General features: G+C 73.4%; 20 protein-coding genes. 10 read left to right on the top strand and 10 right to left on the bottom strand.

Features of this window, described 5'->3' with window-relative positions; all coding sequences use genetic code 11:
* Positions 1 to 70: 70 nt before the first annotated feature.
* From SJY07_RS20460 to SJY07_RS20450, 3 genes are all read right to left on the bottom strand, one after another.
* A complete protein-coding gene (locus SJY07_RS20460; RefSeq protein WP_380161381.1) occupies positions 71 to 943 on the bottom strand; it encodes a methylenetetrahydrofolate reductase in 873 nt (290 codons plus the stop codon).
* The gene (locus tag SJY07_RS20455) at positions 940 to 1,287 is read right to left on the bottom strand and encodes an MGMT family protein (protein ID WP_380161380.1); all 348 of its coding nucleotides are present in this window, start codon (positions 1,285 to 1,287) and stop codon (positions 940 to 942) included. The genes SJY07_RS20460 and SJY07_RS20455 overlap by 4 nt, the downstream gene beginning before the upstream one ends.
* A 63-nt stretch (positions 1,288 to 1,350) precedes the next feature.
* A complete protein-coding gene (locus tag SJY07_RS20450; RefSeq protein WP_380161379.1) occupies positions 1,351 to 2,160 on the bottom strand; it encodes a DUF3152 domain-containing protein in 810 nt (269 codons plus the stop codon).
* 185 nt (positions 2,161 to 2,345) lie between these two features.
* Here SJY07_RS20450 and SJY07_RS20445 point away from each other — a divergent pair, with 185 nt between their 5' ends.
* The 3 genes from SJY07_RS20445 to SJY07_RS20435 all read left to right on the top strand — a co-directional run bounded on the left by SJY07_RS20445 (position 2,346) and on the right by SJY07_RS20435 (position 5,382).
* Complete coding sequence (locus SJY07_RS20445; protein WP_328292374.1) at positions 2,346 to 2,570, top strand: DUF3107 domain-containing protein; 225 nt, start codon at positions 2,346 to 2,348, stop codon at positions 2,568 to 2,570.
* A 289-nt stretch (positions 2,571 to 2,859) separates the two neighbouring features.
* Complete coding sequence (locus SJY07_RS20440) at positions 2,860 to 4,626, top strand: DEAD/DEAH box helicase (protein ID WP_380161378.1); 1,767 nt, start codon at positions 2,860 to 2,862, stop codon at positions 4,624 to 4,626.
* A gap of 81 nt (positions 4,627 to 4,707) precedes the next feature.
* Positions 4,708 to 5,382 carry an oxygenase MpaB family protein gene (locus SJY07_RS20435; protein WP_380161377.1) on the top strand — a complete coding sequence of 225 codons (675 nt, stop codon included), beginning with the start codon at positions 4,708 to 4,710 and terminating at the stop codon, positions 5,380 to 5,382.
* Between the two features lie 6 nt (positions 5,383 to 5,388).
* On the opposite strand, the gene SJY07_RS20430 is transcribed toward SJY07_RS20435, so the two are convergent.
* The 3 genes from SJY07_RS20430 to SJY07_RS20420 are packed head-to-tail and all read right to left on the bottom strand — an operon-like array spanning position 5,389 to position 7,561.
* Positions 5,389 to 5,991 (bottom strand): MarC family protein, encoded by a 603-nt coding sequence (locus tag SJY07_RS20430; protein WP_328292377.1) that lies wholly within the window; start codon positions 5,989 to 5,991, stop codon positions 5,389 to 5,391.
* A complete protein-coding gene (locus SJY07_RS20425; RefSeq protein ID WP_328292378.1) occupies positions 5,988 to 6,836 on the bottom strand; it encodes a PHP domain-containing protein in 849 nt (282 codons plus the stop codon). Before SJY07_RS20425 ends, SJY07_RS20430 begins: the two co-directional genes overlap by 4 nt.
* Positions 6,837 to 6,892: 56 nt before the next feature.
* Positions 6,893 to 7,561 (bottom strand): DUF6758 family protein, encoded by a 669-nt coding sequence (locus tag SJY07_RS20420; protein WP_328292379.1) that lies wholly within the window; start codon positions 7,559 to 7,561, stop codon positions 6,893 to 6,895.
* Positions 7,562 to 7,812: 251 nt separating this feature from the next.
* Here SJY07_RS20420 and SJY07_RS20415 point away from each other — a divergent pair, with 251 nt between their 5' ends.
* Positions 7,813 to 9,261, top strand: a complete 1,449-nt coding sequence (locus SJY07_RS20415; RefSeq protein WP_380162439.1) for an aminopeptidase P family protein — start codon at positions 7,813 to 7,815, stop codon at positions 9,259 to 9,261.
* Positions 9,262 to 9,345: 84 nt separating this feature from the next.
* Here the strand turns inward: SJY07_RS20415 and SJY07_RS20410 are convergent, their stop codons facing one another.
* Entirely contained in the window at positions 9,346 to 10,155 is an 810-nt protein-coding gene (locus SJY07_RS20410; RefSeq protein ID WP_380161376.1) for a general stress protein, read from the bottom strand.
* A 133-nt stretch (positions 10,156 to 10,288) separates the two neighbouring features.
* Positions 10,289 to 10,888 (bottom strand): Dps family protein, encoded by a 600-nt coding sequence (locus tag SJY07_RS20405; RefSeq protein ID WP_380161375.1) that lies wholly within the window; start codon positions 10,886 to 10,888, stop codon positions 10,289 to 10,291.
* A gap of 64 nt (positions 10,889 to 10,952) precedes the next feature.
* Between SJY07_RS20405 and SJY07_RS20400 the strand changes: the two genes are divergently transcribed.
* The 5 genes from SJY07_RS20400 (at position 10,953) to SJY07_RS20380 (ending at position 16,748) form a co-directional block, all read left to right on the top strand.
* Positions 10,953 to 12,260: a magnesium transporter MgtE N-terminal domain-containing protein gene (locus SJY07_RS20400; protein ID WP_328292383.1), complete on the top strand. Its 1,308-nt coding sequence runs from the start codon at positions 10,953 to 10,955 to the stop codon at positions 12,258 to 12,260.
* The gene (locus SJY07_RS20395; protein ID WP_380161374.1) at positions 12,253 to 12,954 is read left to right on the top strand and encodes a DUF1003 domain-containing protein; all 702 of its coding nucleotides are present in this window, start codon (positions 12,253 to 12,255) and stop codon (positions 12,952 to 12,954) included. The genes SJY07_RS20400 and SJY07_RS20395 overlap by 8 nt, the downstream gene beginning before the upstream one ends.
* Complete coding sequence (locus SJY07_RS20390) at positions 12,951 to 14,705, top strand: ATPase, T2SS/T4P/T4SS family (protein ID WP_328292385.1); 1,755 nt, start codon at positions 12,951 to 12,953, stop codon at positions 14,703 to 14,705. The genes SJY07_RS20395 and SJY07_RS20390 overlap by 4 nt, the downstream gene beginning before the upstream one ends.
* An 81-nt stretch (positions 14,706 to 14,786) precedes the next feature.
* The gene (locus tag SJY07_RS20385; RefSeq protein ID WP_380161373.1) at positions 14,787 to 15,833 is read left to right on the top strand and encodes an NAD(P)-dependent alcohol dehydrogenase; all 1,047 of its coding nucleotides are present in this window, start codon (positions 14,787 to 14,789) and stop codon (positions 15,831 to 15,833) included.
* 36 nt (positions 15,834 to 15,869) lie between these two features.
* Positions 15,870 to 16,748 carry an AraC family transcriptional regulator gene (locus tag SJY07_RS20380; RefSeq protein ID WP_380161372.1) on the top strand — a complete coding sequence of 293 codons (879 nt, stop codon included), beginning with the start codon at positions 15,870 to 15,872 and terminating at the stop codon, positions 16,746 to 16,748.
* Here SJY07_RS20380 and SJY07_RS20375 read toward each other — a convergent pair.
* A complete protein-coding gene (locus tag SJY07_RS20375; RefSeq protein WP_380161371.1) occupies positions 16,676 to 17,893 on the bottom strand; it encodes an MFS transporter in 1,218 nt (405 codons plus the stop codon). The two genes, SJY07_RS20380 and SJY07_RS20375, sit on opposite strands and share 73 nt — an antisense overlap.
* Before the next feature lie 79 nt (positions 17,894 to 17,972).
* A complete protein-coding gene (locus SJY07_RS20370) occupies positions 17,973 to 19,340 on the bottom strand; it encodes a Gfo/Idh/MocA family protein (protein ID WP_380161370.1) in 1,368 nt (455 codons plus the stop codon).
* A 116-nt stretch (positions 19,341 to 19,456) separates the two neighbouring features.
* Between SJY07_RS20370 and SJY07_RS20365 the strand changes: the two genes are divergently transcribed.
* Positions 19,457 to 20,602, top strand: a complete 1,146-nt coding sequence (locus SJY07_RS20365; protein ID WP_328292390.1) for a P-loop NTPase — start codon at positions 19,457 to 19,459, stop codon at positions 20,600 to 20,602.
* Position 20,603: the final 1 nt, after the last annotated feature.

The raw sequence follows: 20,603 nt of genomic DNA, 5'->3' as shown, positions 1-20,603 counted from the left end.
CACCTCGTCATCGCACCACAGACCTCCGACACGACCCCCACCGCGACCCCCACCGCGCCCCCCGCCGCCGTCACCCGGCCAGTCCCAGCTCGGCCACCAGCGCCTCGACGTTGGCGGCCTGGTTCAGGGAGTAGAGGTGCAGCAGGGGCACGCCCTCGGCCAGCAGCCGGCGGCCGTCCTCGACCGCGACCCGCAGGCCCTCCTCGCGGAAGGCGCCCCGGTCGTCGAGGAAGGGGTCGAGGCGACGGTGCAGCCAGGAGGGTTCGTGGCCGTCGGTGAGCCGTCGGGTCACCTCGAGGACCCGCGGGCTGGTCACGGGCAGCAGACCCGGGACAAGCGGCACCTGGCAGCCGCCGGCGGCGAGGCGGTCCCGCAGGCGGAGGAAGTCCTCGACGTCGAAGGTCAGCTGGGCGATCGCGAACGAGGCTCCGGCGCGGAACTTCCCCAGCAGGTGGCGCAGGTCGGTGTCGGGGTCGGGAGAGTCGGGGTGGCCGAGCGGGAAGGCCGCCACCCCCACCGAGGACGCGCCCTCGGCCAGGGCCAGCCGCACCAGCTCGTCGGCGTGCTGCAGACCCTGCGGGTGCGGGGTCCAGGGCGCGTGCGGGTCGCCGTCCGGGTCCCCCCGCAGGGCGAGGACGTCGCGCACCCCGCCCGCCAGCAGGTCGCCGACGACACCGCGCAGCCGGTCCGCGGACTCCCCGACGGCGGTGAGGTGGGCGAGCGGACGCAGGGACGTCTCGGCGGCGAGGCGGGAGGCGAGCTCGACCGTCCCCTCCCGGCTGCCGCCGCCGGCGCCGTAGGTGACCGAGGCGAAGACCGGCCGGAACCGGGCGAGCCGTTCGACGCTCGCCCACTGCCGGGTGGCCGAGGCCTCGTCGTGGGCGGGCGAGAACTCCACCGAGAAGCGCCGGTGCGCGCGGGCCAGGTCCTCGGGGAGGCTCACCGCGGGGCCCACGGGGCGACCCAGTCGCTCGCGTCCCAGCGGGCCTGCCCCAGGTCGACCCGGACGTCGGCGGCCTCGTGGGCGAGGCGCCGCAACGGGACCCCCTCCGCCCGCCAGTGCCGCAGGGCCCGGTCCGCGAGCGGCGGGGCGGCGCTCCCGTCGGCCCGCAGCACGCGCCACCAGGGGGCGTCGGACCCGAAGCGGCGCAGCACGTTGCCGACGAAGCGCGGTCCGCGGTCACCGACGAGCTCGCCCACGTCGCCGTAGGTCAGGACCCGCCCGGCCGGGATGGCGTGCACGACCTCGAGGACCTCCTCGGCGCGGTCGGGAAGCTCGCTCGGCACGGGCGCAGCCTCCCACCCGGGGTGCCGCAGCACCCGCCGGACCCCCTGTGCCGGGCCCCTGCCTCAGGGGTTGGGCCAGGGGTTCGGCAGCGCGCCGTCCAGGCCCTTCGTCTGCTGCATCATCACCGGCGCGAGCTTCCCGGCCCCGGGGTTCGGCGCGTGGCCGTGACCGAGGGCGTGGCCCACCTCGTGGTTGACGACGTACTGCCGGTATCCGGTGCGGTCCTCGCCGTAGTCGGGGATCGCCTCCACCCAGCGGTACCACGTGAGGATCGCCGCGTCACCGCTGCGGCAGGAGAGCGTCCCGCCGGTGCGCAGGGGTCGGCAGAGCGCGGCGGAGGTGTCGGGGGTCGCCAGCACGAGGCGGATCTCGGCGTCGCCGTCGGTGCGGGCGAAGCTCGTCGTGCCGCCCGCACCCCAGCTCCGCGGGTCGTTCAGGACGCCCAGCGCGAAGTCCGCGAACGCGACCGGGTCCAGCACGCCCGCGTCGACCAGGTCCTGCTCCACCTCGACGCGGAGGGTTCGGACCCGTTGCGAGGCAGGGGCTTGCGAGGAACCCGGCACGACGACGAGGGATCCCCCACCGGACTGCGGGACCCTGCGCAGCAGGACCCCGGCGCTGACGTCGGCCGCGGTGAGGCCCTCGGGCAGCGGCGGCTGCGTCGGCTGGGTCACCGTGGGTGTCGCGACCTGGGACGGCGTGGCCGTCGAGCTGGTGGGTGCCGGGGTCCCCGGGGCCTGCGACGAGGCACCACCCGCGTCGCCCGTGCACCCCGCGAGTCCCGCCAGCACCCCCGCTCCGCCGAGCAGGACCGCCCGTCGGGAGGTCACCGGGGGGCGGGCGGGGTCGCCGTCGTGAGCACGCAGGAGCACGGCGTCAGCTTCGCACCGGGACCGCACAGCCGGGCGCAGCGACCCGGCCCGCACCTGCGTCCCGTCCGCTGGCGGCGAACCGGAACGCGGTCGCGCCCCGGCGGCGGCTAGCGTGGCCTGACGATCGCGGGCGGCAACCGCCCCACGCGAGGTTCAGGAACGGCGAGACCCGGGAGGGGACTGCGGTGGAGGTTCGGATCGGCGTGCAGAACGTCGCACGCGAGCTGGTGTTCGAGTCGGCCCAGACCAGCGAGGAGATCACCGCGGCGGTCACCGAGGCGCTGTCCGGCGGCACGGTGCTGCGGCTGGTGGACGAGAAGGGACGCCTCGTGGTGGTCCCGGCGGCGTCGCTGGGGTACATCGACATCGGTGCCTCGGAGGTCCGCAAGGTGGGCTTCGGCCTGTCCTGACGGGCGGGCACGAGGTGTGACGTCGCGGTGGAGACCCCACCGCGGCGTCGCGCCGCACCGCCGGGGGCGCTGTGACGGGGTGTGAGGGGGCGACACGCGCCGGGCACGGGGTGGCACGGCTACCATGGTCAGGTTCATGGTTGCCCGGTCGCCAGTCACGATCGGCTGCCGATTGCCGCGATGCGGCCGCACGTCCCGCCTGACGACCTCCTCACGGAGGGTTCGAGCGCTCCCCACCCGGTGAGCTCGTGCGGGTCGTCGACGCCGCCGCCCCCTGCACGGGAGACGCATGACCGACTCGAGCACGACGGACGCCCAGCACGAGACGTCCGACCAGACCACCCCCGAGGCCGCCCCCTACGTGGCCCCGCCCGTCGGCACCTTCGCCGAGCACGGCGTCGACGCGCGCATCGCGCAGTCCCTCGCCGGAGCCGGGATCACCACCCCGTTCCCCATCCAGTCGATGACCCTGCCCGTGGCGCTGACCGGGCACGACATCATCGGCCAGGCCAAGACGGGTACCGGCAAGACCCTCGGTTTCGGCGTCCCGCTCCTGCAGCGCACCGCCGTCCCGGGTGACCCCGACTACGACGCCCTGCCGAACCCCGGCAAGCCGCAGGCGCTGGTCATCGTCCCGACCCGCGAGCTCGCCACCCAGGTCGCCGGCGACCTGACGACCGCGAGCCGCAACTACCCCGCCCGCATCCTCACCGTGTACGGCGGCCGGGCCTACGAACCGCAGATCGCCGCGCTGACCAAGGGCATCGACGTCGTCGTCGGCACCCCGGGCCGTCTCCTCGACCTCGCGCAACAGCGTCACCTCGACCTCTCCAACGTCAAGTGCGTCGTCCTGGACGAGGCCGACGAGATGCTCGACCTCGGCTTCCTGCCCGACGTCGAACGCCTGCTCTCGCAGACCAACCCGGGCCGGCAGACGATGCTGTTCTCGGCGACGATGCCCGGCCCGGTCGTGGCGATGGCGCGCTCCTACATGCGTCAGCCCACCCACATCCGCGCCGTGGACCCGACCGACGACGGAGCCACCGTCGCGGCCATCACGCAGTTCGCCTACCGCACCCACGCCCTCGACAAGGTCGAGGTCCTGGCCCGGTTGCTGCAGGCCGAGGGTCGCGGCCTCACCATCGTCTTCAGCCGCACCAAGCGCACCGCCGCCTCCGTCGCCGAGCAGCTGGAGGAACGCGGTTTCGCGGCCGCCTCCATCCACGGTGACCTCGGCCAGGGTGCCCGCGAGCAGGCCCTGCGCGCGTTCCGCGCCGGCAAGGTCGACGTCCTCGTCGCCACCGACGTCGCCGCCCGCGGCATCGACGTCGAGGACGTCACCCACGTCGTGAACTACCAGTGCCCCGAGGACGAGAAGACCTACCTGCACCGCATCGGTCGCACCGGCCGCGCCGGGAACACCGGTGTCGCGGTCACCTTCGTGGACTGGGACGAGCTCCCCCGCTGGGGCCTCATCGACAAGGCGCTCGGTCTCGGCTTCGGCGAACCCGTCGAGACGTACTCGTCCTCGCCGCACCTGTTCGACGACCTGAACATCCCCGCGGGCACGACGGGACGCCTCCCGCGCGCGAGCCGGACCCGCGCCGGCCTCGAGGCCGAGCAGGTCGAGGACCTCGGGGAGGTCGGCGCCAGCAAGGGCCGACGCCCCCGCAAGGACGGTGGCCGGGAATCCGGGCGCGACGGTGGGCGTGACAGTGGGCGTGGTCCCCGTCGCGACGCCGGCCCCACCGCTGTCGCCGCCGAGGAAGGTGTCGTCGAGGAACGCGTCGAGCGTCCCCGCCGCGACCGTCAGCGCCGCCGGACCCGCAGCGGGGTCGAACTCGACGAGACCCAGGTCGTGGAGACCCCGGTCGGGGCGGACGGAGCGGCGGTGACCCCCGAGGCTCCCGCGGTCGCGGAGACCCCGGCACCCGCCGAGGGTGGCGAGACCGCGGAGCGGCCACGTCGCCGTCGTCGCAGCCGCGCGAAGACCGCGGACGCGAGCGGCGAGCAGGGCAGCGACGAGAGCGCTGCCCCCGCTCCCGCCGTCGACTGACCCGGTCGGACGGGTCCCGCCGCACCACCGGCGGGACCCGTCCGAGCTGCGACCACCCGGACTCGACCGCACCCTGGTGGGGTGACGGCAACCACTCGAGCACCAGTCACCGCCCGACCCGCGGCCCCACCGAGCGTGTCGCAGGTCCTGCACGCCGGGCCGACCCTCGAGGTGGCGCTGCTGGCAGCCGCGCTGGTCGAGGAACGCCACCCCCGGCTGCGACCGGCCCTCGAGGACGAACGCCACCCCTGGCGACGCGTGCTCGACGCGGCCGCACTGCTGCGCGCGGCGTCGTGCGACCCGGTGCGGGCGATGGCGCTCGCGGCGCGCGAACGCGCCCTCGACGGCGGCCGGCACGTCCTGGCCGAGGGTCACGACCCCGACCTGGCGGCCCTGCGGCACGCGCTGCGGGTGCACACCGTGCTGCTGACCGCCGCCGCCGCCGGCGAAGCACCCACCCGAGCGGCCGCGGAGCGCTACGTCCGGGAGCAACGCTGCACGGCCGTCCTGCTCGGTGCCGAACCGGACGACCTGTCCGCGACGTCGGACGAGGTCGCCGCCGACGTCGCGGCGGTCCGGGCCGAGGTCGACCTGGACGCCCCGGCCCGCTCGCTGACCGGTTACGACGACGAGTCGCTGCCCGGTTCCTGGGCGCAGGCCTGCCGTCTCGCCGTCAGCGTGCTGCCGTCGTGGGCCCGCAGGGGCCCCGCCCCGGTGGGCGGGGCGGACCTGAGGGCGCAGCTGCGGGGGCTCTGAGCGGGGTCAGCTCTCGACGACGAAGGTCCGGACCGCGTCGGCTACCAGCTGCACGGCGATCGCCGACAGCAGCAGACCCGCGACCCGGGTGACGAGCAGGACGCCGGAGTCGCCGAGCACCTTGTGGACCAGACCGGCGAAGCGCATCGCGAGCCACAACGTCACGTGCACCGCGATGACCCCGGCGGCGATCGCCGCCCGGTCACCCCAGTCGTGCGCCTGCTGGACGAAGACCATGGTGGCGACGATGGCGCCCGGCCCGGCCAGCAGCGGGGTCCCCAGCGGGACCATCGCGACGTTGACCCCGACGGTGCTCGTCGGCTCGTCGCTCTTGCCGGTCAGCAGTTCCAGGGCGATGAGCAGCAGCAGCAGACCACCGGCGGCCTGCAGCGAGGGCAGGCTGATGTGCAGGTAGTCGAGGATCCGCTGACCGAAGAGAGCGAAGGCGACGATGACGCCGAAGGCCACGAACACGGCCTGGCGCGCCGCCCGGGAGCGCTCGGTGGCGCTGAACGTCGCGGTCAGCCCGAGGAAGATCGGGACGGTCCCCAACGGGTCCATGATGACGAACAGGGTGACGAAGGTCTCCCCGAAGAGCTGCAGGTTCACGCGTTCCCGACCTCGTGCGGGGCAGCGGCGAGCTCGTCGATGCGGACCAGGACCTCGGGATCGGTGGTGTTCTCCCCCAACAGGTTCCGCTTGCCGGTGCCGTGGTAGTCGCTCGACCCGGTGATCAGCAGGTCCAGGGAGGAGGCCAGGTCGCGCAGGTGCGCGCGTTCCGCGTCGGAGTGGTCGCGGTGGTCGACCTCGAGGCCCGCGAGACCGGCCTCGACCATGGCCTCGATGTCGGTGTCGCCGATGCAGCTGCCCCGCTTGGACGCCGCGGGGTGCGCGATGACGGGGACCCCGCCGGCGGCGCGGACCCGCCGGACGGCCTCGACCGGGTCGGGGGCCGTCTGCGGGACGAAGTAGCGGCTGCGACCGGAGAGCAACGTGGCGAAGGCCTCGTCGCGGTCCTCCACGACGCCGAGGCCGACGAGGGCGTCGGCGATGTGCGGACGCCCGATCGTGGCGTCGCCGTGGACGTGCTCGAGGACGTCCTCCCAGCGCAGACCGGTGTCGGGGCCGAGACGTTCGACCATCTGCCGGGCCCGGCTGGCGCGGGAGGTGCGCGACTCGGCCAGCATCCGGACGAGGGGTTCGTCGGTCGGGTCGTGCCGGTAGGCGAGCAGGTGGACGGAGACGCCGCGACGCAGGCAGCTGATCTCCACCCCGGGGACCACGCGAACTCCGAGCCGCTCGCCGGCGGTGACCGCCGCGACCCAGCCGTCACTGGTGTCGTGGTCGGTCAGGGCGACGACGTCGAGGCCGGCCTGCGCGGCGGAGGCCACGACGTCGGCCGGCGACTGGGTCCCGTCGGAGGCGTTGGAGTGCGTGTGCAGGTCGATGCGCACCCCACGAGCTTACGTGCCGTGACCGGTGATCCCGTCCACACGCGTGGCGCGCCCGTTCAGGCGCCTCGGACCGCGGTCTCGGGGCCTGCCCAGGAGACCCGGGGCGACAACGCCCCGCAGGGCACGTCGAGTTCGTGGGCGGGATCGCGCAGGTCGATGAGCTGCAGGTCGTCGAAGAGGGTCAACCCGGCGGAGGCGGGCCAGAGCAACGCCCACAGCCAGACCCCTCCGGCCTCCCCGACCAGGACCGCGCGGTCACCGTCGGCCTCGACCCCCCACAGCGGCGTGGCGGCACCGCCGGCGTGCGGACGCGCTGCGGGACGGCCACTGACGATCCCCTCCCCCGGGTCGACGTCGTCGCGGCCGGCGAGGTGGGCACCGAGACCGGTCCCCGGTTGTTCGGAGACCAGCAGCAGGTCCGCGACGGGCGACCCCCCGACCCCGTGGTTCGGGCCCGAGACCGCGACCACGACGGCCTGCGCCTCGTGCTTCTCGTCCCGCACGCAGCGCGTCCCGGTGACGAGCCAGCCGTCGGGGAGGGGCCACGGCATCCAGACGGGGACGTCGGAGTGCCGGGCGATCCAGGCCAGGTGCTCGCCGTCCGCGCGCTGCGCGGGTTGCAGGGGAACCACCTCCCCGTGGACCGCGCAGGTCGCCGAGGAGTGCCAGATGCTGGGTGCCCGCACCGCTCCGTCGCAGCGGGGGCACCTCGCCGTACCGCCCATGCCCCACCGTGACCCCCCGACCCGGGAATCGTCAACTGCTGGTCACAGGGGGTCACGACCTGCGGGGGTGGCGGGACAACGCGGGCACCGCGGGCGATGATGGTCGGGTGACTCCAGGAGCGACTTCGCAGACGACGCAGCGGCCCGAGGGATCCGTCGAGGAGACCTTCGACGTGCAGGCCCCCGAGACCGACGGCGCCACCGTCACGCAGGGCGACGGGGAGGGCAGCGGGGAGGTCGACGGCGAGAACATGTCGTCGCACCGTGCCACGCCCCGCTCGGCCGCGTTCCGCAAGTTCATCTCCGAGGGCTGGGGGCCGCGCCCCGCCGAGGACCTCGACGCCGCCCCGTCGGCGCCGTTCGCCGCGCGACGCCGCGCGGTGCTGTCCTCCCTGTTCCCGCACGAGGTGCTCGTCGTCCCCGCGGGGACGCTCGTCCGCCGCTCCAACGACACCGACTACCGCTTCCGGCCGCACTCGGCGTTCGCGCACCTCACCGGGCTCGGCAGCGACCGCGAGGCCGACGCCGTCCTCGTCCTGCACCCGCGGGCCGAGGGTCACGAGGCCGTCCTCTACGTCCGCCCGCAGGCCGCGCGAGACACCGAGGAGTTCTTCGCCGACGCCCGCTACGGCGAACTGTGGGTGGGGGTCCGTCCCACGCTCCGGGAGTTCGCCGCGCAGACCGGGATCACCTGCCACGACGTCGCGACCCTGACCGACGAGATCGGGTCCTCGCTGGGCGACGACACCACGACGGGCCTGCGCGTGGTGCCCGACGCCGACCCCGCCGTCACCGCCCTCGTGGCACCGTTGCGCAGCGGCGAGGCGCTGGACAAGGCCGACGAGGAACTCGTCACCGCGCTCTCCGAACTCCGCCTCGTGAAGGACGAGCACGAGATCGGCGAGATGCGGACGGCGGTCGCCGCCAGCATCCGCGGCTTCGAGGAGATCGTCCGGTCGCTGCCGCGCGCGATCGGCCACCCGCGCGGCGAACGTCTCGTCGAAGCGGTCTTCGACGGCAACGCCCGGGTCGAGGGCAACGCCGTCGGGTACGAAACCATCTCCGCCGCAGGCGATCACGCGTGCACGCTGCACTGGATCCGCAACGACGGCGCGGTGACCGCGGGTCAGCTGCTGCTGGTCGACGCCGGCGTCGAGGTCGACTCCCTCTACACCGCGGACGTCACCCGGACCCTGCCCGTCGACGGCACCTTCACCGACGCGCAGCGCCGGGTGTACCAGGCCGTCCTGGACGCGTCCGAGGCCGCCTTCGCCGTCGCGAAGCCCGGGGTGAGGTTCCGCGAGGTCCACGAGGCCGCCATGAAGGTCGTGGCCGACCGGGTCGCGGAGTGGGGCATGCTCCCCGTGGACGTCGCGACCTCGATGGAACCCGGCGGGCAGTTCCACCGCCGGTGGATGCCGCACGGCACGAGCCACCACCTCGGCCTCGACGTGCACGACTGCGCGCAGGCCCGCAAGGAGATGTACCTCGACGCGGAACTGCGCGAGGGGATGGTGTTCACCATCGAACCCGGCATCTACATCAAGACCGAGGACGAACTCGCCCCCGCGGAACTGCGAGGGATCGGCGTCCGCATCGAGGACGACGTCCTCGTCACCGCCGACGGCGTCGAGAACCTCACCGCCGGGCTGGCCCGCACCCCCGACGACGTCGAGGCGTGGATGGCCTCGCTGCGCTGATCCGTCGTCTCCACGCGGGAGCGCGCGGTGACCAGGGTGTCGATGGACGACACCGGGGTCACCGCGCGCCCGGACGGCCGGGGATCACTCCCGGTCGCGCGCCGGGGGGTTCTGCGAGGCGTCGTGCGCAGCCTGCTCGGCGGCCCGACGGGCCCGGCGCTGTTCTTCCACCTTCTCGGCGTAGGTCGGACCCGAGAGATCCATCACCGGCTCCGGGGCGGGCTGCTGCTGCTCACCGGGCGGGGGCGGCGGCTGGTCCGACGGGGCGCTGCCGGGCTGCGGCGGCGGCAGGTGCGCACCACTGGGCGGCGGCGACCACGGGGCGGGGCGCGCACCCGGGTCCGGGGCACCCCACTGCGACTGGCCCGTCGGCTTGGAGAAGTCGGGGCCGGTGCCACGGCCGAGACCGTTGGGCAGCTTGGAGAGGACCTCACGCGCCTGACCGGCCAGTTGCGGCAGGCAGAGCACGGTGTACTCCGAGGCCACGATCTGCGACGAGGAGGTGAAGTCGCGGCGGCCGCCGGTGAGCGCGTAGGAGATGACGCCGAAGAGCATCCCGAACCCGGCCCCGACGAGGATGCCGGTGAACAACGCACCGGAGCCGCCGCTGCCGAAGACGGACAGCATGAGGCCGATGAGCAGACCGAACCAGGCTCCGGACCCGGCACCGGCGCCCGCGGCACGACCGTAGGTCAGGCGCCCCGTGACGCGTTCCACCATCTGCAGGCCGTTGCCGACGATGGTGACGTTCTGCACCGGGAAGTGCTCGTCCGAGAGGAAGTCGACGGCCCGCTGCGCCTCCGAGTAGGTGGCATACCGGCCGATCGCGTCCCCCGACGGCGGGGTGGGGGTGGTGATCCGCTGCGGACCACCCATGGGCCCGAGGTTCGACATCTCTACATCCTCACCGGTCTACCCGTCCCGTGACCTTCGCGCGGGATCGGTCGATGGTCTCAGGTGGAGATCATCGACACCCTGCACAACGTCGGGGAGCCGCGGGACGTGCCCCGCGGCTCCCCGACGGACCTCACGCGGTCTTGCGCTTGACCCCGGCCCGGGCCTGGCCGCGGGCCTCCACCTCGCTGGAGGCCCCGGCGGTGGACAGCGCGCCACCGGAGGTCTCGAGGTGGGCGCGCACGAACCAGTGGAACTGCTCGAGCTGGCCGGACTGACCGATGAGCATGTCCTGGGTCACCGGGTCCAGCTCCTCGGTGGCCGCGATGTCGCGGCGGTAGTCCTCGATGACGCCGACGTAGACGAGGTCGAGGGCGCCGAGGTGCTCGATCGCGCCGGCGCGGCCGATCGAGTAGTCGTTCCAGGAGCGGTCGGCGACGAGCGCACCCGGGGTCCCGATGGGCGAGAGGCCCAGGGTCGAGATGCGCTCGGCCGTCGTGTCGGCCATCTCACGGACGGCGTCGACCTGCGGGTCGAGCATCTCGTGGACGGAGACGAAGTTCGGACCGACGACGTTCCAGTGGACGTGCTTCAACGTGAGGTGCAGATCGGTGAGGGCGTTCAGCCGGTCCTGCAGCAGGGCCGCCACTTCGGCACCCTGTTCCAGCGTCATGCCCGGGATCGTGAAGGAGGGGAGACCCTCCGACTTCATCTTCTTGCTCTCCTTGGCCATGTGGTCACGGTAGGAGGCCGCCCGCGGTGCCGCGCGTTGAAGATCGGGGCCTAGATTGGACGGTGTGAGCGGCCCCACCACACGCGTCTTCGCCGCCCGGCTGGCGGGAACGTCGGTCTTCGACCCTCAGGGCGACCAGGTCGGGCGCATCCGCGACGTCGTCGGCATGATCCGCCCCCGCGGTCCGGTCCGGGTGATCGGCCTCGTCGTCGAGGTCCCCGGCCGGCGCCGGGTCTTCGTCCCGATGACCCGGGTCACCAACGTCGAGGTCGGCCAGGTCCTCACCACCGGCATCGTCAACATGCGCCGCTTCGAGCAGCGCGGCACCGAGACCCTGCTGCTGGCCGAACTGCTGGACCGCACGGTGGACCTGGCCGACGGCAGCGGCGAGGCGACGATCGAGGACCTCGGCCTGGAACCGGTCCGACCGCGCGACTGGCAGTTGACGAAGCTCTTCGTGCGCCGTGGCCGGGCGCCGCGCGGTCTCTCCGGTCGCCTCCGCCGTCGCGGCGAGACGATGACCATCGGCCTCGACGCCGTCGTCGGCGGGGTCGTCGGGCTCGCCGCGCCGGACCTCGACCAGGGCGCGACGAACCTGCTGGCCGCCTTCGAGGAGCTCAAGGCCGCCGACCTCGCCGAGGTCATCCACGAGCTGACGCCCAAGCGACGCCTCGAGGTCGCGGCGGCGCTGGACGACGAACGCCTCGCGGACGTCCTCGAGGAGCTCCCCGAGGACGACCAGGTCCAGATCCTCTCCGCCCTGGCCGGGGCCCGGGCCGCCCACGTCCTGGAGGAGATGCAGCCCGACGACGCGGCCGACCTGCTGAGCGAGCTGCCGGTGGAGCAGGCCGAGCGGCTGATGGCGTTGATGGACCCCGACGAGGCCGAACCGGTGCGACGGCTGCTGGCCTACGACGAACGCACCGCCGGTGGTCTGATGACCTCCGACCCGGTCGTCCTGGCCCCCGACGCGACGATCGCCGAGGCCCTGGCCCACGTCCGCCGCACCGAGCTGAGCGTCCCGCTGGCCACCGCCGTCTACGTCTGCCGGCCGCCGCTGGAGACGCCCACGGGCCGTTACCTCGGGACCGCGCACCTGCAGCGGCTGCTGCGCGAGCCGCCGCAGACGCCGCTGGGCCAGATCCTGGACAACGACATCACCCCCCTCTCCCCCGAGGAGACACTGCAGGGGGTGACGCGCCAGCTGGCTGCCTACAACCTGGTGTCGCTGCCCGTGGTCGACGAGGACGGGCACCTGCTGGGCGCCGTGACGGCCGACGACGTCCTCGACCACCTGCTGCCCGACGACTGGCGCGACGCCGAGGAACCCGTCTTCGAGGAGCCGAGCGCGGGGGGCGTGACCCGTGGCTGAGCGCGAACCCGGCCGGTCCCGCACCGGTCCCCGCCTGGTGCGCAACGACAGCGTCTCCCTGGACACCCCGCGCGAGGCGCGTCGTCAGCTGCTGGCCCGTCCGCAGGTCGACCCCGACGCGTTCGGGCGCGCGTCGGAGAAGTTCGCCCGCTTCATGGGGACGGGGACGTTCCTCGTCTACATGACGGCCTTCGTGGTGGTCTGGACGCTCTGGAACACCCTGACCCCGGGCGCCTTCCGCTTCGACCAGTACCCGTTCGTCTTCCTGACGCTGGTCCTGTCGCTGCAGGCGTCCTACGCCGCCCCGCTGATCCTGCTCGCGCAGAACCGCCAGGACGACCGGGACCGCGTCCTCAACGAGCAGGACCGCTCCCGCGACGAGCGCGGCCTGGCCGACACGGAGTACCTGACCCGCGAGGTCGCCGCGCTGCGCATCGCGCTGCGTGACGTCGCCACCCGCGACTTCGTCCGTTCGGAGCTGCGCTCGATCCTCGAGGAGCTGCGCGAGGAGGACGGCGATCCGAGCGCCTCGCGCGGTTCGCGCGACGCCAAGCGCAAGAACGGGAAGAAGCGCAAGCGCGTCACCGAGACGCCCGCCCCGAACCCCTCGCCGCAGGTCCTGGACGGGCAACCGGCTGAACCGGAGTCCGCGGATTCAGGTTCGGAGGGTGAGGTGCCGACACCCAACGGGTGACGACTCTCGACGAATCGCCCGGGGCCCCCGGTGCTCACGCTGCCCCGCCGGCCACCCAGGTCCGCAAGCGTCTCGGGGACGTCCTCGTCGAGAAGGGCCTGCTGGTCCCCGAGGACCTCGAGGTCGCGCTCTCCGAGCAGCGCAACGTGGAGGGCCCGCGTCGCCGTCTCGGTCAGATCCTCGTCGAGCTCGGGATGGTGTCCGAGGCCGAGCTGGCCCAGTGCCTCGCCGAGCTGCTGCAGCTCGAGCACGTCGACCTCTCCCGCCTGACCCTGGCCCCCGACGTCGTCCGGCTGCTGCCCCGCGCCGTCGCCGAGCGCTGCCGGGTGCTGGTGCTGGACAAGACGCCGGAGTACCTCCTCGTCGCGGCCGCGGACCCGACGAACGTCCTCGCCCTCGACGACGTGAAGTTGTACACCCGCACCCCCGAGCTGCACGTCGTCGTCGCGATGGACTCCCAGATCCGCGACCAGCTGGCCCGCGCGTGGTCGCTGACCGAGGACACCTCGCAGGTCTCGCGGATGGTCGAGGACGCGACCGAGGACGACGACGAGGACCCGCTGGCGGCCCTCAACGGCTCCGTCGACGACGACGCCCCCATCGTCAAGCTGGTGAACCGGATCCTCTCCGACGCGGTCCGCCTGCGCTGCTCCGACATCCACCTGGAGTCCCAGCGCGACCAGCTGCGCGTGCGCTTCCGCGTCGACGGGTTGCTGCGCGACGTCATGTCGGCCCCCAAGCGCGTCGCCCCCAGCGTGATCAGCCGCATCAAGATCATCTCCGGCCTGGACATCTCCGAGCGCCGCATCCCCCAGGACGGCCGGACCCGCGTGGTGGTCGACGGGTCCGCCATCGACTGTCGCGTCTCGACGCTGCCCGCCCTGCACGGCGAGAAGATCGTGATCCGTCTGCTCACCCGCGGCGACGACGTCCCGACCCTGGAGTCGCTGGGCTTCGAACCGGACCAGCTGGTGATCTTCAACAAGGCGCTGTCGGTGCCGCAGGGCCTGGTGCTCATCACCGGGCCGACGGGTTCGGGCAAGACGAACACCCTCTACGCGGCGATCCACGCGACGATGAGCCCCGAGAAGAACATCATCACCCTCGAGGACCCCGTCGAGGTCCAGCTGCCCGGCATCACCCAGGTGCAGGTGCACGCGAAGGTCGGGATGACGTTCTCCGCGGGTCTGCGTTCCGTCCTGCGCCAGGACCCCGACATCGTCCTCATCGGTGAGGTCCGCGACACCGAGACGGCCGAGCTCGCGCTCAAGGCGTCGATGACGGGTCACCTCGTGCTCTCCACCCTGCACACGAACTCGGCCGTGGGAGCCCTGACCCGTCTCGTCGACATGGGGGCCGCGCCGTTCCTGGTGGCCAGCTCGCTGACCGCCGCGATCGCCCAGCGACTGGTCCGCAAACCCTGTGACTCCTGCGCCGACGGCTACATCCCGGACGAGGACACCCTCGCCCTGCTGGACCTCACCATCGAGGACATCCTGGACGCCACCCCGCTCAAGGGCACCGGGTGCCCCGAGTGCGGCGGGTCGGGCTACCGCGGCCGGACCGCCGTCTACGAGGTCCTCGACGTCACCCCGAGCGTGCGCAAGGTGCTCATGCACGACGCGACGGAGGCCGCGCTGCTCGCCGAGGCCGAGCGGATCGGCATGAAGACGCTGCGCCAGTCGGCCCTGGACAAGGCGATGCGCGGCGAGACCACGTTCGAGGAGGTCATCCGCGTCACCGCGGGGTGATCTGCGCGACACCTGTCGTTCAAAAAGTGCTTCAGGAGTAAACTTCTCGACGGACAGACCACTCGTCGAGGAGGACCCACCGTGCGCGCAGTGCAGTACCGGACCATCGGAGCAGCCCCCGAGGTCGTGGAGATCGAGAAGCCCGTCCCCGGCCCCGGCCAGGTCCTCCTCGAGGTCACCGCCGCCGGGATCTGCCACTCCGACGACTTCGTCATGGGCCTCCCGGCGGAGCAGTACACCTACGGACTGCCGCTGACCCTGGGCCACGAGGGCGCCGGTCGCGTCGTCGAGCTCGGCCCGGGAGCCGAGGGCATCGAGGTCGGGACGAACGTTGTCGTCTACGGCCCGTGGGGTTGCGGCACCTGCCACCTGTGCGCGCAGGGCAAGGAGAACTACTGCCCGCGGGCGGCGGAGCTCGGGATCGACCCGCCGGGACTCGGCGCCCCCGGTGCGCTGGCGGACTTCATGGTCGTCGACTCCCCGCGACACCTGGTCCCGATCGGCGACCTCGACCCGGTCACGACCGTCCCGCTGACCGACGCCGGCCTCACGCCGTACCACGCGATCAAGCGCTCGCTGCCGAAGCTGCGGGCCGGCTCCGTCGCCGTCGTCATCGGCACCGGCGGTCTGGGCCACCTCGCCATCCAGATCCTGCGCGGCCTCTCCCCCGCCCGCGTCATCGCCCTCGACGTCAGCGACGAGAAGCTCGCGCTGGCCGCCTCGGTCGGGGCCCACGACGTCGTCCTCTCGAACGCGGACGCGGCGAAGAACGTGCGGAAGCTGCTCGGGGGCCGGGGAGCTCAGCTCGTCCTCGACTTCGTGGGCGCGCAGCCGACGATCGACACCGCGATGTCGGTGGCCGACGTGGAGTCCGACGTGACGATCGTCGGGATCACGAACACCCCCGCCGCCGCGCAGGTCGGGTTCTTCCGCCAGGCCTACGAGGCTTCCGTCACCGTCCCGTACTGGGGTGCGCGTCACGAGCTCATCGAGCTGGTCGACCTCGCCCACCAGGGGGTCTTCGACGTGCACACCGAGACGTTCGCGATGGCCGACGCGCCGAAGGCCTACGAGAAGCTCGCCGCGGGCAGCCTGCACGGGCGCGCCGTGGTCGTGCCGTCGCTCTGACGGAACAACCCCGTGGGATCCGGGGGTTGCCGGAGTGTGGGTGACGAGCTGAGCCGGGTCCTGCGGTGCGTGCGGTGGTCGGTCCTGGACTACCGCCACGAGGTCCTCGACGCCGGCACCGTCCGGGCGGGGACGGGCGACGACGTCCGGTTCCTGTTCGTCCTCAGCGGTGCCGTGCTCGTCGAGGGCCTGGAGGGCGAGGGCCCACGCCGGCTGGAGGGCGGACGGTTCCTGCTGCTGCCCCGTGGCGGCACCCACACCGTCACGGTGCTGGAGCGCGCCGAGCTGCACGCGGGCGAGCTGGTCGCGGAGACCGGCGACGCGGTCCTGCTGGTCCGGGTGATGCCCGCGGCCGTGGTCACCTGCGGGGTGCTCGTGGAGGACCCGTTCGTGGAGCTCGCGCTGCGCCAGATGGCGCTGGAGTCCGCCGCCGGGCGGCCGGGTTCGGTCCCGGTGCTCGCCCAGCTGGCGAACGTCGTGACCACCGCCGCGATCCGGTGGTGGGTGGAGTCGGGCTGCGAGAGCGCGCGGGTGCTCGAGGGCTTCCTGCACGCCGACGACGTCTCGCGGGCGCTGCAGGCGATCCACGACGACCCCGGGGCTCCGTGGACGGTCGAGGGGCTGGCCCGGCTGACGTTCGCGTCGCGTTCCGTGTTCGCGCAGCGGTTCCGCAGCGTCGTCGGGGAGACGCCGGTCCGCTACCTGGCGCAGGTGCGGATGGAGGCGGCGAAGCGCCTGCTGAGCGACGGGGGCGGGGTCACCGACACCGCCGTCCGGCTCGGGTACTCCTCCGACGTCGCGTTCAGCCGGGCGTTCCGCCGCCACACCGGCGCCGCCCCGTCTCAGTGGCGCGAGGTCGACGCGGCCCTCAGCAGCGCCCCACCGGCGATGGCGGCGACGGCCCCGACGACGTAGGTCGTCCCCACCCCGGCGGAGTCCGTGATCAGCCCACCGCTGGCCGCACCGACGGCGATGGCGACCTGGAACATCGCGGTGACCAGCCCGGCGCCCTGCTCCACCCGGTCGGGTGCGGTGCGGGCGAGCCAGGTCTGGACCAGCGTCGGCAACGAGCCGAACGCGAGGCCCCAGACCCCGGTCGCGACGACGACCGCGACGAACTCGCCGGAGAACAGCCCGACGGAGGCGACCCCGAGGCCGATGAGCAGCGGCGAGGTGAGCAGCGCGGCGCGCAGGTGGCGGTCGGCGGCCGCACCGGCGGCGAGGTTGCCGAAGACGGAGGCGACGCCGAGCACCGAGAGCAGCAGGGCGATCTGGCCGGGGGTGATCCCCGGGACCCGCTCCACCGCCGGGCGGATGTAGGTGAAGGCGGTGAAGTGACCACCGGCGACCAGGACGATCCCGCCCAGGCCGAGGAGCAGGACCCGCGAGCGCAGCGTCTCCCCCAGCGAGCGCAGGCTCGGCGAGCCCGTCGGTGCGCTGCGCGGGACGAGCAGCAGCAGCAGGACGAGCGCCACGGCGGTCACGCCGACGGCGAGCCAGAACACCGGTCGCCACCCCCAGGTCTCCCCGAGGAAGGTCCCGACGGGCACCGCGGTGACGGTGGCCAGCGGCATGCCTGCGTTGGCCACCATCATGGCCCGGCCCAGGTGCTGCGGGGCGGCCAGCTTCGCGGTCACCGACGGGGCGAGCCCCCAGAACCCGGCGAGCGAGATCCCGAGCAGCAACCGGGAGAGGAGGACGACCCAGAACGCGGGCGCCGTCGCGACGAGGACGTCGGAGACAATCGCGAGCCCCAGCAGTCCGGCCAGCAGGGTCCGCCGGTCCATCCGCGGGAACAGCAGCCCGACGGTCGGCGCCGCGACGATCCCCATCAGGGCCGTCGCGGTGACCGCCTGTCCCGCGACCCCTTCGGTGATCCCGAGGTCGGCGGCGAGTCGCGGCAGCAGGCTCGCGGGCAGGAACTCGGCGGTGACGAGGGCGAAGATCCCGACCCCGAGGGCGACGACGGCACCCCACGGGGTCCGCCCGTCGGCGGTGGCGGTCCGGCGGGGTCGTCGGGGGGCGGGGACGCGGGGGGTCCGGCTGGTGGTGCTGGTCACGGCCCCAGCATGGGGCCGCGGCGGCGCGGCCACGCGACCCGTCGTCCGCGCGACCCCCACCGTCCGTCCGGGAGAGCGGTCAGGACCTCGTGAGGTGGGCTCCCAGCGCCGCCCGGCCGGCGCCGAGGTCGAGGTCCGCGGTGCGGACCGCCTCACCCGTCTCCAGGGAGCGGTTCCCGGCGATCCCGACGACCACCGACCGCACCCCGTCGCGCCAGGACGCGGTGCGACCCAGCGGGTCGTCGGCGGGTCCCCGGAAGACGTCGCGCAGCAGCAGAGCGTCGCCGCCGCCGTGCCCACCCGCCCCGACCGGGATCTCGACGTCGCGGGCGGTCCCGAACTGCTGCTGGACGACGAGGCGCTCCGAGACCGGACGGGTCTCCTCCTGCGCCACCGCCTCGGGGTGCATGCTCGGATCCACCGTGCCCCCCTCGCTCAGCACGGATCCCCGTTCGACGACGGTCAGCTCGGCCCGGCCGCGGGTGCCGTTGACCCCGACGACGTAGCCCTCCCACGGCGCGTGCGCGGTGAGCGAGTACGACATCGACGAGCGTCCCCCGCTCGCGAGCGCGTGGTCGACGACGAGGGACAGGTTGTCCTCGATGGTGATGCCCGCGTCGAAGACGTCGGCGTCGCGGCGGTAGCCGTCGAACCCCTCGTTCTCCAGGTAGAGCTCGCGGTAGTTCTCGTTCGTGCGCAGGTCGAGGCTGAAGGCGTCGGTCAGCGGGGAGTCGGAGCTCCCCCGCTCCGGGCGCGGCCCCAGCCCGCGGGCGGCCGCGTTCTCCGCCCCGTAGAAGCGCAGACCCCCGCTGGCGAACACCCGGGTCGGGACCCCGGAGATCCACCAGTTGACCAGGTCGAAGTGGTGGGAGCTCTTGTGCACGAGCAACCCGCCGGAGTTCTCCTTCTGCCGGTGCCAGCGGCGGAAGTAGTCGGCGCCGTGCGCGGTGTCGAGCAGCCACTCGAAGTGCAAGGAGGTGACGTCACCGATCTCACCGGAGTCGATGAGCTGCTTGAGGGCGCTGTTGCGGGGCGCGTAGCGGTAGTTGAAGGTCACCAGCACGTCGCGACCCGTGCGTTCGACGGCGTCGGCGATGCGACGGACCCCGTCCTCGGTGGTGGTCAGGGGTTTCTCCACGACGGCGTCCGCGCCGGCCTCGAGCGCGGCCACGACGTAGTCGGCGTGGAAGACGTCCGGGGTGGTGACGATGACCCGGTCGACGCCGAGGCGGCGCACGGTCTCCCCCAGTTCCACCGGGTCGAAGCGCTGCGGGGCAGGCGCTCCCGCGGCGAGCAGACGTCGGGTGTGGACGTCGAGACGGCCGGGGTTGGTGTCGCCGATCGCGACGAGCTCCCCGTCGGCGGCGTGGTCACCGGCGAGGGCGCCGAGGTACATCGACGCGCGGGAACCCGCCCCGACGAGGGCGTAGCGGCGGCGAACGGACACGAGATCCTCCACGGTGAGGCGGCAAGCGCTTTCCTGCGGAACCCTGTCACCGTCGCCCCGAGCGGTCAACCGCACCGGGACCCGCGACGCCGCCACGGGCCACGTACCCTGGGGCCATGTCGCCCACGCAGGATCTCGAGAGCGTGCGCGCAGGGGTTCTGCACGCGCTCGGCTCCGTCAACGACCCCGAACTGCACCGCCCCATCACCGATCTCGGGATGGTCGACGGCGTCGACGTCGACCCCGACGGTCTGGTCGACGTCCGCGTCCTGCTGACCATCGCGGGCTGCCCCATGCGCGACACCCTGACCCGCGACGTCACCGCCGCCGTCCGGACCGTCGAAGGCACCCGGGGCGCCCGCGTGCACTTCGCCACGATGACGCCCGAGCAGCGCCGCGAGGTCACCACCAAGGTCCGCGGGACGACGAGCGCCGCGCCGACCATCCCGTTCAACGAACCCGGCAGCCTCACCCGCGTCTACGCGATCGCCTCCGGCAAGGGCGGCGTCGGGAAGTCCAGCGTCACCGCGAACCTCGCCGCCGCCATGGCCGCCGACGGTCTGCGGGTCGGGGTGCTCGACGCCGACGTGCACGGGTTCTCGATCCCGCGCCTGCTCGGCGTGACCGGGAAGCCGACGAAGGTCGACGACCTGATGATCCCGCCGAGCGCCCACGGCGTGCGGGTCATCTCGATCGGGATGTTCGTCCCCGGCAACCAGCCCGTCGCGTGGCGGGGACCGATGCTGCACCGTGCGCTGCAGCAGTTCGCGAGCGAGGTCTTCTGGGGTGACCTGGACGTCCTGCTGCTCGACCTGCCCCCCGGCACCGGTGACATCGCCATCAGCGTCGGTCAGCTGCTGCCGAAGGCGGAGATCCTCGTCGTCACGACCCCGCAGGTCGCCGCGGCCGAGGTCGCCGAGCGCGCCGGGTCGGTGGCCTCGCAGACCGAGCAGCGCGTCGTCGGCGTCGTGGAGAACATGAGCTGGCTGGAGCTGCCCGACGGGCAGCGCCTCGAGGTCTTCGGTTCCGGCGGCGGCCAGACCGTCGCGACGTCGCTGTCACAGAAGCTGGGCACGGACGTGCCGCTGATGACGCAGATCCCGATGGACGTGGCCCTGCGTGAGGGCGGCGACGTCGGGGTGCCGGTCGTGCTCTCGCACCCGGACTCCCCCGCGTCGATCGCGATGCGCGACCTGGCCCGCACGCTCGCCCGCCGCCCGCGCGGACTCGCGGGCCGGCGGCTGGGCGTCAGCGTCGCCTGAA

The sequence above is a fragment of the Kineococcus sp. R86509 genome (assembly GCF_042466365.1).
Taxonomy (GTDB): domain Bacteria; phylum Actinomycetota; class Actinomycetes; order Actinomycetales; family Kineococcaceae; genus Kineococcus.
The sequence above is the reverse complement of the archived record's forward strand: the minus strand, read 5'-3'. Positions and strand labels throughout refer to the sequence as shown.

Excerpts from the sequence above, each read along its gene's own strand:
- SJY07_RS20440 (WP_380161378.1), top strand. The coding sequence starts at position 2,860 with ATGACCGACTCGAGCACGACGGACGCCCAGCACGAGACGTCCGACCAG.
- SJY07_RS20420 (WP_328292379.1), bottom strand. The coding sequence starts at position 7,561 with ATGGGCGGTACGGCGAGGTGCCCCCGCTGCGACGGAGCGGTGCGGGCA.
- SJY07_RS20415 (WP_380162439.1), top strand. The coding sequence starts at position 7,813 with ATGTCGTCGCACCGTGCCACGCCCCGCTCGGCCGCGTTCCGCAAGTTC.
- SJY07_RS20410 (WP_380161376.1), bottom strand. The coding sequence starts at position 10,155 with ATGTCGAACCTCGGGCCCATGGGTGGTCCGCAGCGGATCACCACCCCC.
- SJY07_RS20405 (WP_380161375.1), bottom strand. The coding sequence starts at position 10,888 with ATGGCCAAGGAGAGCAAGAAGATGAAGTCGGAGGGTCTCCCCTCCTTC.
- SJY07_RS20365 (WP_328292390.1), top strand. The coding sequence starts at position 19,457 with ATGTCGCCCACGCAGGATCTCGAGAGCGTGCGCGCAGGGGTTCTGCAC.